The sequence below is a fragment of the Glaciecola sp. XM2 genome (assembly GCF_018595715.1).
In the GTDB taxonomy this organism is placed as follows: Bacteria; Pseudomonadota; Gammaproteobacteria; order Enterobacterales; family Alteromonadaceae; genus Glaciecola.
This window is the reverse complement of record NZ_JAHEOJ010000020.1, coordinates 139,339-155,637: the sequence shown is the minus strand read 5'-3', so window position 1 is coordinate 155,637 and position 16,299 is coordinate 139,339. Positions and strand designations below refer to the sequence as shown.

At 44.9% G+C, this 16,299-nt stretch carries 10 protein-coding genes; 5 read left to right on the top strand and 5 right to left on the bottom strand.

What is annotated here, in order from left to right; genetic code table 11:
* Nucleotides 1–83 precede the first annotated feature (83 nt).
* Entirely contained in the window at nt 84–1,493 is a 1,410-nt protein-coding gene (gene tolC / locus KJ365_RS05370; RefSeq protein ID WP_214450607.1) for an outer membrane channel protein TolC, read from the top strand.
* A gap of 34 nt (nt 1,494–1,527) precedes the next feature.
* Here the strand turns inward: tolC and KJ365_RS05365 are convergent, their stop codons facing one another.
* Together KJ365_RS05365 and prsT are read right to left on the bottom strand one after the other, a co-directional pair.
* Nucleotides 1,528–2,361, bottom strand: a complete 834-nt coding sequence (locus KJ365_RS05365) for an ion transporter (RefSeq protein WP_214450606.1) — start codon at nt 2,359–2,361, stop codon at nt 1,528–1,530.
* 72 nt (nt 2,362–2,433) lie between these two features.
* On the bottom strand, nt 2,434–5,217 hold the full coding sequence (gene prsT / locus KJ365_RS05360; RefSeq protein ID WP_214450605.1) for an XrtA/PEP-CTERM system TPR-repeat protein PrsT: 2,784 nt from the start codon (nt 5,215–5,217) through the stop codon (nt 2,434–2,436).
* 173 nt (nt 5,218–5,390) lie between these two features.
* Between prsT and KJ365_RS05355 the strand changes: the two genes are divergently transcribed.
* Genes KJ365_RS05355 through KJ365_RS05345 form a run of 3 tightly spaced genes read left to right on the top strand, consistent with a single transcriptional unit; the run spans nt 5,391 to nt 9,478 of the window.
* Nucleotides 5,391–7,112: a DEAD/DEAH box helicase gene (locus KJ365_RS05355; protein ID WP_214450604.1), complete on the top strand. Its 1,722-nt coding sequence runs from the start codon at nt 5,391–5,393 to the stop codon at nt 7,110–7,112.
* Between the two features lie 19 nt (nt 7,113–7,131).
* Nucleotides 7,132–8,526 (top strand): siroheme synthase CysG, encoded by a 1,395-nt coding sequence (gene cysG, locus KJ365_RS05350; RefSeq protein WP_214450603.1) that lies wholly within the window; start codon nt 7,132–7,134, stop codon nt 8,524–8,526.
* Nucleotides 8,527–8,536: 10 nt separating this feature from the next.
* On the top strand, nt 8,537–9,478 hold the full coding sequence (locus KJ365_RS05345) for a hypothetical protein (RefSeq protein ID WP_214450602.1): 942 nt from the start codon (nt 8,537–8,539) through the stop codon (nt 9,476–9,478).
* On the opposite strand, the gene KJ365_RS05340 is transcribed toward KJ365_RS05345, so the two are convergent.
* Nucleotides 9,479–10,237 (bottom strand): hypothetical protein, encoded by a 759-nt coding sequence (locus tag KJ365_RS05340; protein WP_214450601.1) that lies wholly within the window; start codon nt 10,235–10,237, stop codon nt 9,479–9,481.
* Nucleotides 10,238–10,386: 149 nt separating this feature from the next.
* Nucleotides 10,387–11,709, bottom strand: coding sequence for a serine hydrolase domain-containing protein (locus KJ365_RS05335; protein WP_250884043.1), 1,323 nt, complete (start codon nt 11,707–11,709; stop codon nt 10,387–10,389).
* 157 nt (nt 11,710–11,866) lie between these two features.
* On the opposite strand from KJ365_RS05335, the gene KJ365_RS05330 reads away from it, so the two are divergent.
* Complete coding sequence (locus tag KJ365_RS05330; RefSeq protein WP_214450600.1) at nt 11,867–15,196, top strand: amidohydrolase family protein; 3,330 nt, start codon at nt 11,867–11,869, stop codon at nt 15,194–15,196.
* A 29-nt stretch (nt 15,197–15,225) separates the two neighbouring features.
* Here the strand turns inward: KJ365_RS05330 and KJ365_RS05325 are convergent, their stop codons facing one another.
* Nucleotides 15,226–15,987, bottom strand: coding sequence for a transporter substrate-binding domain-containing protein (locus KJ365_RS05325; protein WP_214450599.1), 762 nt, complete (start codon nt 15,985–15,987; stop codon nt 15,226–15,228).
* Nucleotides 15,988–16,299: the final 312 nt, after the last annotated feature.

Sequence of the window (16,299 nt, the reverse complement as noted above, 5' to 3'; positions counted from 1 at the left end):
AATTGCTGTGACATTATGCATGTATAAACTACACTAATCGCAACAAGATCATATTCTCAAATTTAATATTAGGGCGTTTGCCAATGAAAAAAACCTTATTAACCTTATTAATCGGTGCCACGCTATCTGCAAATGCATTCGCAGACGATCTGATGTCAGTGTATCAATTGGCACTAGAGAACGACCCACTGATTAATCGCGCTGAAGCTCAAAAAAATGCAGCGTATACGGGTATAGACATTTCTCGCGCCTCTCTTTTACCTCAAATTACAGGTAGCGTCTCATATAGCGATTCTTCTCGAGAGCTGTTTGACCAACAATTTGTTGGGGAAAGCCAAGTTATTGACATCCGAGGGGATAATAATTCTCAGTCCTTAAACTACGGTATTGATTTAACAATGTCATTGTATGACCACGCAAATTGGGTCAACTTAGATCGCGCGGAATTAGTGGCACAACAAAGCGACGCGCAACTAGCATCTACCCTTCAAGGTCTTATGGCCAGAACCGTTAATGCATATTTAGCGGTGCTGCGTGAACAAGATAACGTAGTTTTCGTAAAAGCAGAGCTTCGTGCCATTGAAAGACAACTCGAGCAAACTCAGCAGCGTTTTGAAGTCGGCCTCACCGCAATCACTGATGTGCATGAAGCTCAGGCTAACTTCGATAACACAGTCGCAAGACAAATTCGTGCTGAAAACCTAGTTGAGCTGCGTTTAGAAGAGCTTCGTGAAATCACGGGTAAGTACCATGACCGCATTTTTGTACTCGACACGCAAAAGTTTGATGCGGTGCAACCGCAACCAGCAGACGTTAATCAGTGGTTAGAAACCGCCACCGATAGCAACTTAGCGTTATTGGCGCAACGATTTGCTAAAGACATTGCCAAAGAAGATATCGACATTGCGCGCTCTGGGTATTATCCAACCTTAGCTTTACGTGGTTCTTACGATATCAATGATAATCGGTCAGAAACCACTATTGACCGAATCGACCCAACAACCGGTCTGGCTGTTGACCCTATCATCAACGAACCGCCTGCGCTTGACAGTCGCAGTGTAGGTATTACGTTGAATGTACCGATTTATCAAGGCGGAATCGTCTCTGCTAGCACAGAACGCGCAAGAGCGAACTACGTCGTGGCAAGTGAGAATTTAGAATTAACATATCGCCAAACAGTGCGCTTAGTGCGCAGTTCATTTAACGATGTGAAAGCCTCTATTTCTACCATACGCGCACTTGAGCAATCCGTGGTATCTGCGGAGTCTGCATTACAGGCAACAGAAGCAGGTTTTGATGTAGGCACACGTACGATTGTAGACGTGTTAAACAGCACGCGTAACTTGTTCGACGCTCGTCGTAATCTAGCCGACGCGAGATACACTTTCATAGCATCAATCATCAGCCTCAAGCAATCGGCTGGTACGCTAACAGAAGACGATCTTATTGCGATTAACCGAGCATTAGCCCCGGCTGGACAACCAGCCTCATAATCAATATCGCAGCATCGTAAAGGCACTTAAGTGATTAAGTGCCTTTTTTATTTCCTGCGGGAGCAGGGTTAACTTCCGATTTACTTTCTTGAAGCGTTTGTAATTGCAGCGAAAGCTGTGCAATTTGCTGCTGTATATCTGCCAAAGAGGGCTGACCTTTCTCACGTTCCTTCGTATGCTCCTCTTCCATAACGCCTACTACAATACCAATCACCATGTTTAAAAAAGCAAACGCCGTGAAAAAGATGAAGGTGATGTAGAAAATCCAGCTCATCGGATACACCTCCATGGTCTCGTACTGGATGTCGGTCCAATCCTCGAAGGTCATTACCCTAAAGAGCGTCAACATCGAAATGGCGATATTGCCCCACAATACTGGGTTAATTTCATTAAACAAAAACGACCCGATTGCGCCGTAAATATAGAAAATGATAAACATTAGGAGCACAACGTAACCTAAGCGCGGTAATGCAATTAACAAAGAGTTGATCAACACTCTGAGCTCAGGGACGATGGATATCATCCTAAGTACCCTAAAGATGCGAATTAGTCGCGCCAACAAGGCCATCTCCGACTCATCAATTGGGATCAGGCTGATGACTACCACCAAAGTGTCAAATACGTTCCAAGCAGATTTAAAAAAGTCCTTTTTTCGTTCTTCTGCAATAAATCGAATAGTGATTTCGATTAAGAAAAACATGGTGATAAATACATCCATATACTGGGTAATCAACACGCCAGTTGGACTCAAAGGAAAGGTCTTTGCACCAATTTCTAGGGCAGAAACAATAATTACGGCGATAACGAAAAGCTCAAACGCTTTATTATGGCGAAGCCTGATCAGGCCCTTGTGCATTTGCTCTAGCATGTTGTTTTTTGTTCACCTAAGACAAAACTGGCCCGAAAAATACGGGCCAGTGAATGGGTTAAATTGTGCTTACTACAAGTTAAACTCAGCTTTAATGGCCTCTACACGAGACAGTGACTCAGGGTCGGCAAATGTGCGCTCCTCGAGGCGTCTCTTGGCGATAACCGTAGAGCCATTACGAAAAAGTGCATCAATATAGTTGAGTACAATTTCTTCGTTTTGAACGTCGTCACTCATGACTTTGTTGTAGATCTCAACCGCATCTTCATATCGAGCTTGTTTGACTAACACTTGAGCATAAGTATCTGCCGTTGGTACGCTGTCTGGACGTATGCCATACGCACGTTGTGCATATTCTTCAGCGTTTGCGAGATCGCCATCCTGCATCAATAAATAGGCTAAGTTATTGAGCACAACAAAGTTGTTAGGGGTTGATTCTAACATCGCGGTATATGTCTCAATAGCAGAGTTAGAATCTCGTTCAATCTGTATTTCAGCCAAGACCATTTTGGCTCTTAGATCATTAGGACGCTCCGCCATATGTTGATTCAGAATCTCATATAAACGCTCTTCGTCACCCGCTTGACGGAATGTTTCTACCAACAAAAATACGTTATTCGTGCTTTTGCTTTGTTCATAAGCGGCTAAAGCATCGTCGATAGCGTCGGTTGCACGACCTTCAGACAAAGCTACCCGAGCTTTCACTCCGCGCAAAAACGGTAGGGGTTGATAACGCTCTTCAATCTGCTCAAGTCGAGCCTTTGCACTGACAAAATCTCTGTTCATGGCATAAAAATAAGCCTGCATAAAGGTCATTTGCAAATCGTTTTTGCGGGCCAAGAAGTCATTCGTCAAATTGAGCGCTTGCTCAAAACGTCCTTGACCATCAAGGATAAGTAACTGTCCCAAGGCAGCGTCTTGCTGCATCGGGTATAGATCAAGCCATGTTTCATAATGACTTAGCGCTTCATCCACTTGATTATTGCGTAGCAAGGCTGCGCCATTTAGCGGCCAATATTCACTCGGTGCTGAGCGGTTAGGAGTAATACTTTTTAGCACTTGAGCACTCAAGGTCGGGTCATTTGCAGCTAAGGCTGCTCTACCCACCAAAATCGCTATCGAAGGATTGCTTGAGTCACTGTCGTATGCTTGTTGCAGACGAACAAGCCCCTGTTCAACGTTACCTTGGGTCTGTTTTATTGCGAAAAAGCTGGCGAGCCCGGTCACATTTGTTGGCTCTATTGCAAGCAACTCATTGGTTGCGACCTCCGCTTCTTCAGTTTTGTTTTGACGCAAAAGCAGTCGGATCTTAGAAACCGACACAGCGGTATTGTTAGGCGCAAGCGCCTCAGCCTTCGAGAGGACCTCAGTAGCCTCATCAAATGCTTCAAGTCTTTGGTGCACTTCAACTTCTAACAAATAACCTTCAACATCGTTTGGAGCATTAAGCTGCCATTCTTTCGCTAGGTCCATTGCATTATCGTATTGCTCGGTGCTTAAATACGCCGAGGCAAGGGTTGTTCTTGCAGTCACCGATTCAGGGGCTTTTTCAACAGCTTGTTGTAAGTCAATCAGACCCTCAATATCATTGAGCGATAACTTCAGTACACCTAAGCGTGTAAGGTCATCAGCACTTTCGCTGATTTTATCTGCCTGCTCAATAATTTGACGAGCGGCATCTACATCGCCCTCTTGAAGTAGCTCAAATCCGGCGCGTGAGAACAAACTGGCGTCCGCTGCAGATACATTGTCAATGCGCGAAAGCACCTCACCGGCATCCGCATTCATGTCAGTTTGTAATTGACTCGCAGCTAAAATTCTTAGTCCAGGGTGGCCATCAGGCAATAACGAGGCAATAAATGAAAGATGCCCTACCGCTTTTTCAAACTCACCTAATTGATAGGAAGAAAAACCCGCTACGAGACGTATGGTTGGATCGTTCCGGCCCGCTTGAATTGCTTTTTCACTAAAGGCTAACGCATTGGCATAATCGTTGTCCGCAGCCCTGATCACGCCTTTAAGTTGATTTAAAAGTGGGTTGGTATCGTTTACTGCCATTAACTCATCTACATAAACCTCTGCTCTAGACATTTGGCCTTGCTCAACGAGCATGTTTGCTAACGCAAATTTGGCCTGTATGTCATCAACCGCCACCTTCACATAGTCTTCATACATTGATGCAGCTTGCTCTGGTTGGTCGTTGAGCATATATAGGCGTGCGGTAAACGAAAGTACGTCGCGATTTAACGGTGCAGCCTCATACAACACCTGTGCTTGTGCTAATGCACCGGCAAAATCACTGTCTAGCACGTTCTCATGCGCGGCAATCAAGCCTTTAAATACTGAGGTAGATTCTTCCGTAGCGGCTTGCTCTATCAACGCTCGGGCTTCCTCAGTTTTTTCTAATTGTAAAAGCGCCTGTAGCTTGCGGAAGTTCGTTTCCATGCGTTGTTCAGGGGTTAAGCTAAGCTCTTCTAAATCAAGCTCTGATAAAGCAACATTTGCCCCCGTGCGCTGATATGCTTCACTTAGCATGGGAATAATCTGGTCGGCCGGGTAGCCAAGTTCAAGCGCACGCGATAGTTCTTTTTCTGCCGATTGAAAATCATTTGTTTGCAAATAAATGCGACCTAGTTCATATCGCGCTAATGCGAGTGTTGGCTCTTGTTGCACCGCATTTTTCAATTCTACGATAGCGGCAGCATTATCTCCTTGCTCAGCAAACACCAATGCTTCTTGAATATGTTCATCGGCGGTTTTACCGGAACATGCGACTAAACTCAGGGTTAATAAACCGGCTCCAGCCAGTTTCCCTAGCGCTAATAACTTGCTATTCATGTGACCTTTGATTTTCATCGAAATCTCCCTTTAATCTACCTTCGGTGACAATAACACTATATTTACACATTAAACCCGCCTAACTGCAATAAGTTTAATGGTATAAAAGCGCAATATCTAATATAATATGTAATCACGGCGCCCGCATCCTCTCTGCAATGCCTCTTCTTATGTAAATATCAGGATTCACAATGACCGACACTGTCGACATCACCTTTAAAGACCTCAATCTACCAGACGCCATATTACAAGCGCTTGAAAAGGTCGGCTACGAAAAGCCATCCCCCATTCAAGCCAAATGCATACCCTTACTATTAGAGGGTAACGACCTCTTAGGGCAAGCGCAAACCGGTACCGGAAAAACCGCTGCTTTTGCACTGCCCATGCTATCGAATATTGACCCAGACGAGCAGTTTGTGCAGCTGTTAGTGCTCGCTCCTACTCGCGAACTGGCGATCCAAGTTGCAGAAGCATTTCAAGTCTATGCAAGCTTCTCTAAAAAAATCAAAGTACTGCCTGTTTATGGCGGTCAATCTTATGACAATCAAATCCGCCAGCTAAAACGCGGTGTGCAGGTTGTGGTAGGAACACCCGGTCGTATCATCGACCATATAAAACGTAAAACGCTCAAGCTTGATAAGCTAAAATTCCTTGTGCTCGACGAAGCAGATGAAATGTTACGCATGGGCTTTATTGACGACGTTGAGTTAATTCTGTCGCATGCACCAGAGAAGCGCCAAACCGCGCTCTTTTCGGCAACAATGCCTGATGCCATCAAAAAAATAACCAAACGTTATTTGAAAGACCCACAACACATCAAGATTGCGTCAAAAGTGAGTACCGCTAGTACTATTCGTCAACGCTATTGCCAAGTTGCAGGCCATCATAAATTAGAAGCGCTCACGCGTATTATGGAAGTCGAAGAGTTCGACGGCATGATTATTTTCGTGCGCACCAAAACAGCAACCCTTGAACTAGCTGAAAAGCTAAGTGCGCGCGGACATGATGTTGAGCCACTAAACGGTGACATTCAACAAAGCGCTAGGGAGCGCACGGTTGAGCGCTTAAAGCAGGGTAAAATCGATGTATTGGTTGCCACTGATGTGGTCGCGCGTGGACTTGATGTTGAGCGCGTAAGCCATGTTATCAACTATGATATTCCATACGACACTGAGTCTTATGTGCACAGAATAGGTCGTACTGGCCGAGCTGGTCGTGCTGGCGATGCTATTTTGTTTATTTCGCATCGTGAAAAGCGTTTGTTGTTTGCCATTGAAAAAACCACCAAACAACCTATTGAAAAAATGGATATCCCTTCAATATCGCAGCTTAATGAATCACGCTTAGACCGCTTCAAGAACAGTGTGCTTGACGCATTAAATGATGACAGCATCGAAACATACATTCCTATCGTTGAATCAATCATGGAGACATCAGAGTCTTCGCCTGAGCGCGTTATGGCTGCACTTGCCAAGGTCGCACAAGGTAATGAACCCTTATTGCTTAATGAGAATGAGAAAGTTGACCTAAACGCACAGCCTAAATTCAAAGAGCGAGCTGAGCGCGGCGCGCCACGTGGTAAAAGTGAACGCGGCGGTGGTAAAGGCAAGCGTGAGTCAAACGCCAGACCTCGCGGCAAGCCTGAAGAAGGTATGCAACGCTTTAGAATTGAAGTGGGATATGTACACGGCGCTAAGCCGGGTAATATTGTTGGAGCTATCGCCAATGAAGCAAATATCAGCAGCAAGAATATCGGTGCAATCGATATTCATGATAGCTATTCGTTAGTCGACCTACCAAGTAGCCTAGGAAACGATACTAAAACGACGCTTCAAAAGACTCGCGTAGCCGGACAGCGCCTCAACTTAAGACCTTGGAGCGATGAGCCACCAAAGCGTAAAAAGCGCAGCTAGGTCGTTCTGTTAGGAGTTTATGAAGTACTTTCCAGTATTTATTGATGCTCAACATATAAACTGCCTCATTGTTGGGGCAGGAGAAGTTGCGGCACGTAAGCTGGAATTAATTCTTAAAACACCTGCGAAAATAACTGTAGTTTCGCCATGGGTAAGTGATACCGTGGCGCAACTTATTAACGAACACAATATTACCCTTCATCATCGCGAGTTTATGGATGATGACCTCAAAGGGCAAAATCTAGTCTTCATCGCTACCGACAAAAATGACGTGAATCAACACGTACATGACCTAGGTCACTCCCAAGGTATCTTAGTCAACGTAGTCGATAATACTCCACTGTGTAAGTTCATCACCCCTTCTATTGTAGACAGAAGTCCCATCATCATTGCTATGAGCAGTGGTGGCGTTGCGCCCGTATTACTTCGCTATATTCGACAAAAGCTTGAATCGGTGTTGCCGAGTAAAATAAGTTTGCTTGGGCGGTTCTCAGAGCGCTTTAGAGATAAAGTCAAAAGTGCATTAGGCTCGGTGACGGACCGTCGGTACTTTTGGGAAGATGTGTTGGATGGGGATATCGGCGAGAACGTTTTACAAGGAAATGAAGAAAAGGCTGAACAACAGCTTGAGGAAAGTCTAGAGGCTTACAAAGCTGGCAATAAGCCATCCGGTCAGGTTTATCTAGTGGGCGCAGGCCCCGGTGATCCAGACTTACTTACCTTTAGAGCACTGCGTTTGATGCAAAAAGCCGACGTTGTTGTCTATGACCGACTCGTATCAAAAGATATCTTAGAATTGGTGCGCAGAGACGCAGAGAAAATTTATGTAGGTAAAGCAAAAAGCAATCATACCATCCCGCAAAACGAAATTAATGCATTACTTGCAAAGCTTGCACTAGAGGGTAACCGAGTTGTTCGCCTTAAAGGGGGAGACCCATTTATCTTTGGTCGTGGTGGTGAAGAAATTGAGACGCTCATAGAGCAAGGCGTTGATTTTCAGGTGGTGCCAGGTATTACCGCCGCTAGCGGCGCGGCAAGTTATGCAGGTATCCCTCTTACCCACAGAGATCATGCGCAGTCAGTTACATTTACCACCGGTCACCTACGTGACAACAGCATTGATTTAAACTGGAAAGCGCTGGCCCAAACCCATCATACGCTTGTTTTTTATATGGGTTTAACGGGGTTATCCATCATATGCAGGGAGCTAATAGCCCACGGACTTGATGGCAGTACGCCTATTGCGCTAGTTGAAAACGCAACTCGTTCATCGCAAAAGGTGGTAACCGGCACTTTAGACACCATCGTTGATATGCCGCAAACCCAAGATATTAAGCCACCAACCTTAATAATAGTGGGCAGCGTCGTGCAGCTTCACGAACAGCTAAATTGGTTTACCCCCAGCGAAGTGTAGGAATAAAATCATGAAACGACGCTTCATCTTGCTTATCTTATTGCTCCCTATGATGAACGTCGCGGCCGCCAAACAAACCCAATTTGCCTATACGCAAGCTCAAGGTACTCACGACTTTAGTTATCAATGGCGTGTGAACGACAGAACATTTCAACTAGATTTCTCTATTCCCAACGAACAATTTAATACCATGCCCGCGACACGCCCTGCATTCAGTAACGATATTATGCAACGCCATGTTCAAGTCGCTCTTCTGAAAATGGCGCAAGAGTACGACGTTAAAGAAGCGCGCATTAATATATTTCGCCGCAGTGGTACACTACAGTACACCGTTAAAAGCACCGACGAGGCAATGGCACAAAAAACACTAGATGCACTGCAAAACAAAGCTAATGTAGCAAAACAACAATATTTAGATGAGCAGTTTTATACGCCTTACGTGTCTCCAATGAACGAACAAGCCGTCAAGCATGACCATGCTAAGTATGCACAACAAAGTACCGCGGGCTTGAAAACGGTCATAGATGCAATAAAAGAAATGCAGGTGAATCCCGCCGACTCAAGAGAGTTTATTGCCATTAGCCTAAGTTGGTTGCAGAGCATTCCCTATGACACACTGGAAAATCGTATTTCTTCGAATGGTGCAGGCTTTGTGTCACCTAAAGATCTACTACAACAAAATAAAGGGGACTGTGACAGCAAAGCAACCCTGCTCGCCGCCCTGTTGCGCGCCTACAGCAGCTCAGTGAGACAAAAAATGGTATTGCTACCAAAGCATGCGCTTCTTGCTGTTGCAGTAAGGCCAAAGCCTAATGATAAAGTGGTCACCGAGAACGGCATTGAATATGTATTGTTGGAAGCTGCCGGCCCAGGCTATTTTGATATTGGCGAAGTGGCCGACAGCACGTTAATGGGGATTCGAAATCGTCAATTTATCTTAGAAACGATGTAGCTAAGCTGGATGCACATCTTGCTTTTTAGGTGTTTGGATACGAAAGACACGTGCATACTTGTTGGTGAGATAAAATGATAATACGGTTCCCAAAATACCTGGCGCTATCCAAAAAATAAGTTGATAGCTACCGGCATTTTCTAAAACTTGGCGGGCACCAAAGGCTAGGAATGCCGTATATGCACCAATGCCAGAACCAATCATCGCGCCAATATGCTCAAGCTTATAAGCACCTTTAGCGGCATGATTATTATAAACATAACGCAACATACCGATTGCAATCACTATGCCTAGCACTCCAAACGCAATGTGCAAAGGATTTTCAAGGGCTATGCCCATCACCAGACATCCTACACCACCAAACAACAGTAACCAAAGCGGCGTCACGTAATTGAATGTGCGAAGTGAAGTTCTATCATCTTTAGCGTCTAACACGGCCTGTCCATGTCGCGTTGAAGTAAAGCTCAAAAGCGCTAAGTACAATAGAAAGAGCCAAAAATAACGAATGCTTTGGGCTATTTGTTCAGCATTAGGGGAGCTCGCATACTCGTGTTTGATCTGCAGCGGGATGGCTAACACAATAAGTGCCATCAACGCGCCGCTTCCAGCCACTACATACATCACATTTTTATATGCGGTTCCAAACTTTTTGTGGTTAAGACTACCTTTTTTGGTCGCCATCGGGACCCAAAATAAGATCAACGCGGCGGTACCAAATAAAATATGAATCATAAATAAAGTAGAGTGAATGTAGGTCATAGCAAATCCTTAGTCGATGCACTTAAGTGCAATGCGTTACAAACAGATAAAGTAAATCATGTATGTAATTTAGCTATCTTTGCACGACCGAGTTAGTGCAAAAAGTCACGATTTAAAATGTGACTTTTGGCCTATTTGCTATTTTTTCGTCAAAAGACTAAAGGTTTGCTAACTAAGTAATCCGCCACCGCCTGATAGGCCGGTAGTGACGTGGGATCGATTGCGGCGTTGCCTGCCTTCGGAAAAGAAGAAAAACGCACAATCACCATGTCGGCGGTTGGGTCTACATAAATCGTTTGTCCATGCACGCCTCTTGCGGCAAACGCACCGTTCTCGTTGTGAAAGACCCACCACATGCTACGATAGCTGCCCCCTTCAAGCGTCCGATAGCCAGCTTTCGCAAAGTCAGACTTATTTCCGCCCCTCTTAATGCTATCGACGACACTTTCTGGAAAAACTCGCACCCCATTGAGCTCACCGCCGTTAAGCATTAGTTGACCAACTCGAGCAAGGTCTCGCAAGCCGGCACTTAAACCACCTCCAGCGAAAGGTGTGCCTTTACCATCTACGGTCATGTAAGCATCTTGCTCCGCACCTATTTGTTGCCAAATGCGTTGAGATAACAAATCAGCTAAATTTTTACCCGTGACGCGCGAAACAATCCAGCCAAGTGCGTCGGTGTTAATCGTTTTATAGGCAAAAGCGTTGCCATGCTCTGACGCACCCGTAACGGTTTGTAAGTACTCAAAATAACCATCGGGCCCGTCGTAACTTTGCGGTTTAGGTAATGGGCTCGCGGCAGCTGAATATATCCAGATATCGGCATTTGGGTCAGAATAGTCTTCGCTATAATTAAGTGAAGTGGTCATATCCATGACTTGTCTTACAGTGGCACTACCAAACGCACTTTCTGCTAGCTCAGGAATAATATCGGAAACTAACTTAGTATCATCAAGCGTGCCCTGGGCTACTAAAATTTGCGCCAACAATCCGGTGATTGATTTTGTGATAGACATCGCGGCATGCTGTTGGAGCTCATCTAAACATCCTGCATACTTTTCATAAACGACTTTACCTTTGTGCAAAATTATCATGCCATCGGTGTAATTAGCATCTAGAGACTCGCGCCATGTCATGGTTTGATTGCTGCCTAAAGGCGTAAATTCTAATGCGTCAATTTGGGGGAGTAAGGCATACTCAAATGAGGAAGCTGAGCCCAACCCTCTGCTAACTTGTTTGGTCGGCAAAAGCTCACGAATATGACAGACCGTCCAACGCAGCCGAGGAAAGCTAAAGTAATTGGACTGCGGCTGCATAATGAGTTTATCGGGTGGCGGCGGACTGCCCACCATCCATTGAAGAACGCGCGGGTCTGACTCTTTTGCCGAAAGGTAGTCTGCTTGTTGTGCACTGCTGCAAATAGGGTAGAGCGCAATAAGCGCCACGCTTAACAGGATTTTTTGTAAATTCATGACATGACGTCCGTTGTTTTGTATACCGAGCCTAGCAAACAAGCGCTTAAGATTTACACTATCTAACATGTTAGCCTAACTAAATAGAAAGCCCAAGTTGCGAGTTTTTTCTTTTACGCTTATTGTTAACAAAACGTTTCAATAAGAACCCTATATTATGCGCTCATGCACTTTTGCTTTACCTGCACTCTTTTTCACTTTACTGGCTTTACCAACATTGGCGGTTTCAAATGATGATGCTCACTTGGCATCCGACTCCGAAGCTATTAGCGAGACTTGGGATGTGCTTAACCCACCCCTTAAGTTACAAACACTTACCATAAACACAAATGAGACCACATGGTCGAGTTTAGACATCATGCCAAATGGTAAACAGTTTGTATTTGATATGCTCGGCGATATCTTTATCGTAGACATTAATGGCGGTGAAGCAACATCATTGACTCAAGATTTCGCCTGGAATATTCACCCTACAGTCAGTCCTGATGGCTCGAAAATCGCATTTATATCAGACCGAGACGGCTTATCGAACGTTTGGATCATGGACATCAATGGCGACAACTTACGCCAGCTCACCCATGAAAAGAAAAACCTCATTCACTCACCAAAATGGTCGCCAGACGGTGAGTTTATTGTTGTCAGTAAAGGGTTTGTTTCGTCACGCAGTATTCCTGCCGGTGAAATCTGGTTGTACCATCACTCAGGCGGCAGCGGTATTGCGATAAAAACCCGTGAAAATGGTTTAGTAGAGCAACAAAATATCGCCGATCCCGCATTTTCACCAGACGGGCAATTTATATATTACACCCACGATATTACCCCAGGGTCAGGCTTTGACTACAATCGTGACCCACTCAAGAATATATTTGCAATCACACGTTACGATCGTAAAACAGGTGAAGAAGAACGTTTCATTACAGGCAGCGGCGGCTCAGTGGTGCCTACTCCATCCCCAGATGGTAAGTACGTCGCCTTTATTCGTCGCATAAAGAACAAAACGGCCCTATTTTTAAAAGACCTATCGACAGGATTAGAAAAGCCCCTGTTTTTAGAGTTAGAACGAGATATGCAAGAGGGATTTGGTAGCGAAGGATATTTTGCGTATTTTGATTGGATGCCCGATAGCCAATCCATTATCTTTTGGACCGCAGGAAAATTTCATCGCCTGAATATAAAGGATAAATCTCTTAATACATTAGATTTGTCAGTTAGTACTACCGTGCAGTATGCCGACGCATTGCGCTTTAAAGTGGATGTGGCACCAGATGAATTTGATGTAAAAGCCATCCGCTGGGCACAAAAATCGCCGGATGGGAAGTCAGTGCTGTTTCAGGCCTTAGGTAAGCTTTATCTCAAGGATATTAAGTCGGGAGACGTAAAACGCCTTACCCGTCAAAACGAGCATGACGAATATTATCCAAGATATTCGAATGACGGTAAGCAGATAGTATATACCACTTGGGATGACCAAGAGCTAGGAGCAATCCGCGTGATATCTGCTCGCGGCGGCAAAGGCAAAGTGGTGAGCTTAGCCCCTGGGCATTATATTGAACCGAGTTTTTCTATCGGCGGTGACAAAATTGCGTACCGTAAATTTACCGGTGGTTACCTACTCGACCCTAAGTACTCGACCGAACCGGGACTATATGTGCTTGACCTAGACCAACAGAGTGCCACGAGAATATCAAAAAGCGGTATTGAACCGCATTTTAGTGCAGGCGATGAAAGAGTGTATTTCACAGAGTCGGTGTCTGCGGCCTATCCTGAAACACAGTTCGTAAGTGTGGATTTAAACGGTGAAGATAAGCAAGTGCATTTATATGGGGCAGACCAAGTTAGCGAATACCGTTTGTCCCCTGACAAAAAGCATGTAGCCTTCGTCTATCAATACAATACCTTTGTTATGCCCTTCACCCAGATTGGCAAAACGATTACCGTAGGCCCTAATATGACTTCGTTGCCCGTCAAGCAGCTATCCGCAAGGGCCGGTAACTATATGACTTGGCGCGACAATAGCAGCACCGTTGGTTGGTCTCACGGCCCTCGCTTTTTTGAACGTTCTCTAACCGATGCCTTTGATTTCTTAAATGCCGAAAATACCACGCTTCCAGAGCCGGTAACGGAAGGTATCAATCTCACCTTTAAACAAACCTTTGACAAGCCTGAGCAAGTATTAGCACTTCAAGGCGGCACCGTAATTACGATGCGCGATGCTAATAACATTCAAGAAGTGATTGAAGATGGTGTCGTCATAATTGAAGGCAACCGAGTTAAAGCGGTAGGCACTCGCTCGCAAGTTTCAATACCTGAAGGGGCTCGCATAGTCGACACCACCGGCAAAAGCATCATTCCAGGACTTATAGATGCGCATGCACACGGCTCTCAAGGCAGTAATGAAATCATTCCTCAGCAGAGTTGGGAGCAAATATCAAACTTAGCGTTTGGCGTTACTACCATTCACGACCCATCCAACGATACCAGTGAAATACTTGCTGCCGCTGAATTGCAGCGTGCTGGCCGTTTATTAGCCCCGAGGATCTACTCTACCGGAACGATTTTATATGGCGCAGAAGCACTCAACTTCAAAGCGATAATCGATGATTATGACGATGCGTACTATCATGTTCAAAGGCTTAAAGACTACGGCGCTATTTCAGTAAAAAGCTACAACCAACCTCGCCGAGACCAGCGCCAACAGGTATTAGTCGCTGCAGATAAACTAAACATGATGGTGATGCCTGAGGGCGGCGGTAAACTGCAGCAGAACATGTCGATGATCGTCGACGGCCATACAGGTCTAGAACATAATATTCCTATCGCCAGAGGCTATGATGATTTAACGCAACTTTGGCAAGCCACGGAGTTTGGTTATACGCCAACCTTTGTGGTGTCATTTGGTGGCTTGATGGGCGAAGAATATTATTATGACCGAACGGAGGTTTGGAAAAATGAGCGCTTACTTCGTTATGTGCCACAATTTATGATTGATGCGCGTGCTATACGCCGACCAACCGCTCCCGATAATCAATATAATCATATAGAAGTCGCCAAATATGCTAAGCATCTTCGTGATAGAGGTGTTAGGGTCATGATTGGCGCTCATGGGCAACGCGAAGGCTTAGGTGCACACTGGGAAATGTGGATCATGCAGCAAGGGGGCTTTACCCCATGGGAGGCAATACGCGGCGGTACCATCGACGGCGCAACTCACCTAGGTATGGATGCAGACATTGGCAGTATTGAAGTGGGTAAACTGGCGGATATCGCGATAATAGATGGCGATGTGTTGAGCGATCTTAAACGCAGTGAATATGTCAGTCATGTGGTGATCAATGGCCGCATATTTGATACCACAACTATGAATGAGCTAGGCAGTAAAACTCAGCGTCAGCCCTTTTTCTTTGAAGGCAACAACCAATTATTTATGCCTGAAGAAACGCGTATACAAATGGAAAACAAAGCGCAGCATTATCACTGGGTGCATTAGCCGCATTTGAAGAGATAAATCAAAGTAAACTATGGCGTGTTGGGGTCAGATTCTGCAAGTCGTTTAACCGCATTACGCATTGCCTCTAGCAAGTTTGGGTCAACTTGCTTAGAGGCCGCTAAATAATCAGGTGGCATATCAAAACTGATATGTTTTGTGACTTTCGAAGCATCCTCGCCTAACACTGTCAAATTGTGTTGAATCACACTTGGGAATGCCAGTATAAAATCAACCCTGGCTTGTAACAGGAGTTTTTCTTCGGCGGTCAGGGATTGAGACGGGATGACCACAATATTGTCTTTAGGGAAGCCTATTTGCTCTAACATAGTGCATTGTGCAGATTCTAGATAGCATGCTGCGCTGAATTCACCTGCTTTAATATCAAGCATAACATCATCAGTAGCTAGCCCATTGCTACTATATAAAGCGATGCGTTCAGCTACTGAAGCGGGCATTAGCCAGTAGTAATTATTTTCACGCTCGGGCGTTCTCAGGATTTGATATATAAAGCTTCGAGGATTTGTTTCGACCTCTCTTAACGCTCTCGTCCAAGGCAGATATTCGATTTGGTACTCCAAACCACTCAGCGCGAGTAGCTCGTTTAACTTCTCCATCGAATAGGAAGTGTTTGGGTCTTTCGCAGCAGAGATCGATACCAATGTGGTGTGGTCTATATAGATTGTTACTTCTGCAGTGGTGATCTGTGACCGTAAATTTGCGCCAGTCGCTATGCCTGAAACTAACAATAGCCCAGCTAACGCTAACCATAAGTACTTATGACCTGCTATCAATGTCAAATTCCGTCTGGTTTTTGCATCATTTTAGATAAAAACTAGGGTTTGGTCACCCTGTTTTAGTTACCGTTACTAATCAGTTTCAATAATGACGCTTGTCTCCTTGCCAATCTGCTAAAGGTAGCGCTGTTTGGCAAACCGCTCTAAAAATCCAACATATCTTTATTTTTAGCGGATATTTAGTATTTAAACATTCATGCCAACATCTCAATTTTAGGTCATTACGAGACAACCGATGCTCTGCCTACGTATTACTCACCGCCCAAGCAAAAATAACAATAAACTTTTTAAATCAGAGGCTTAAGAACA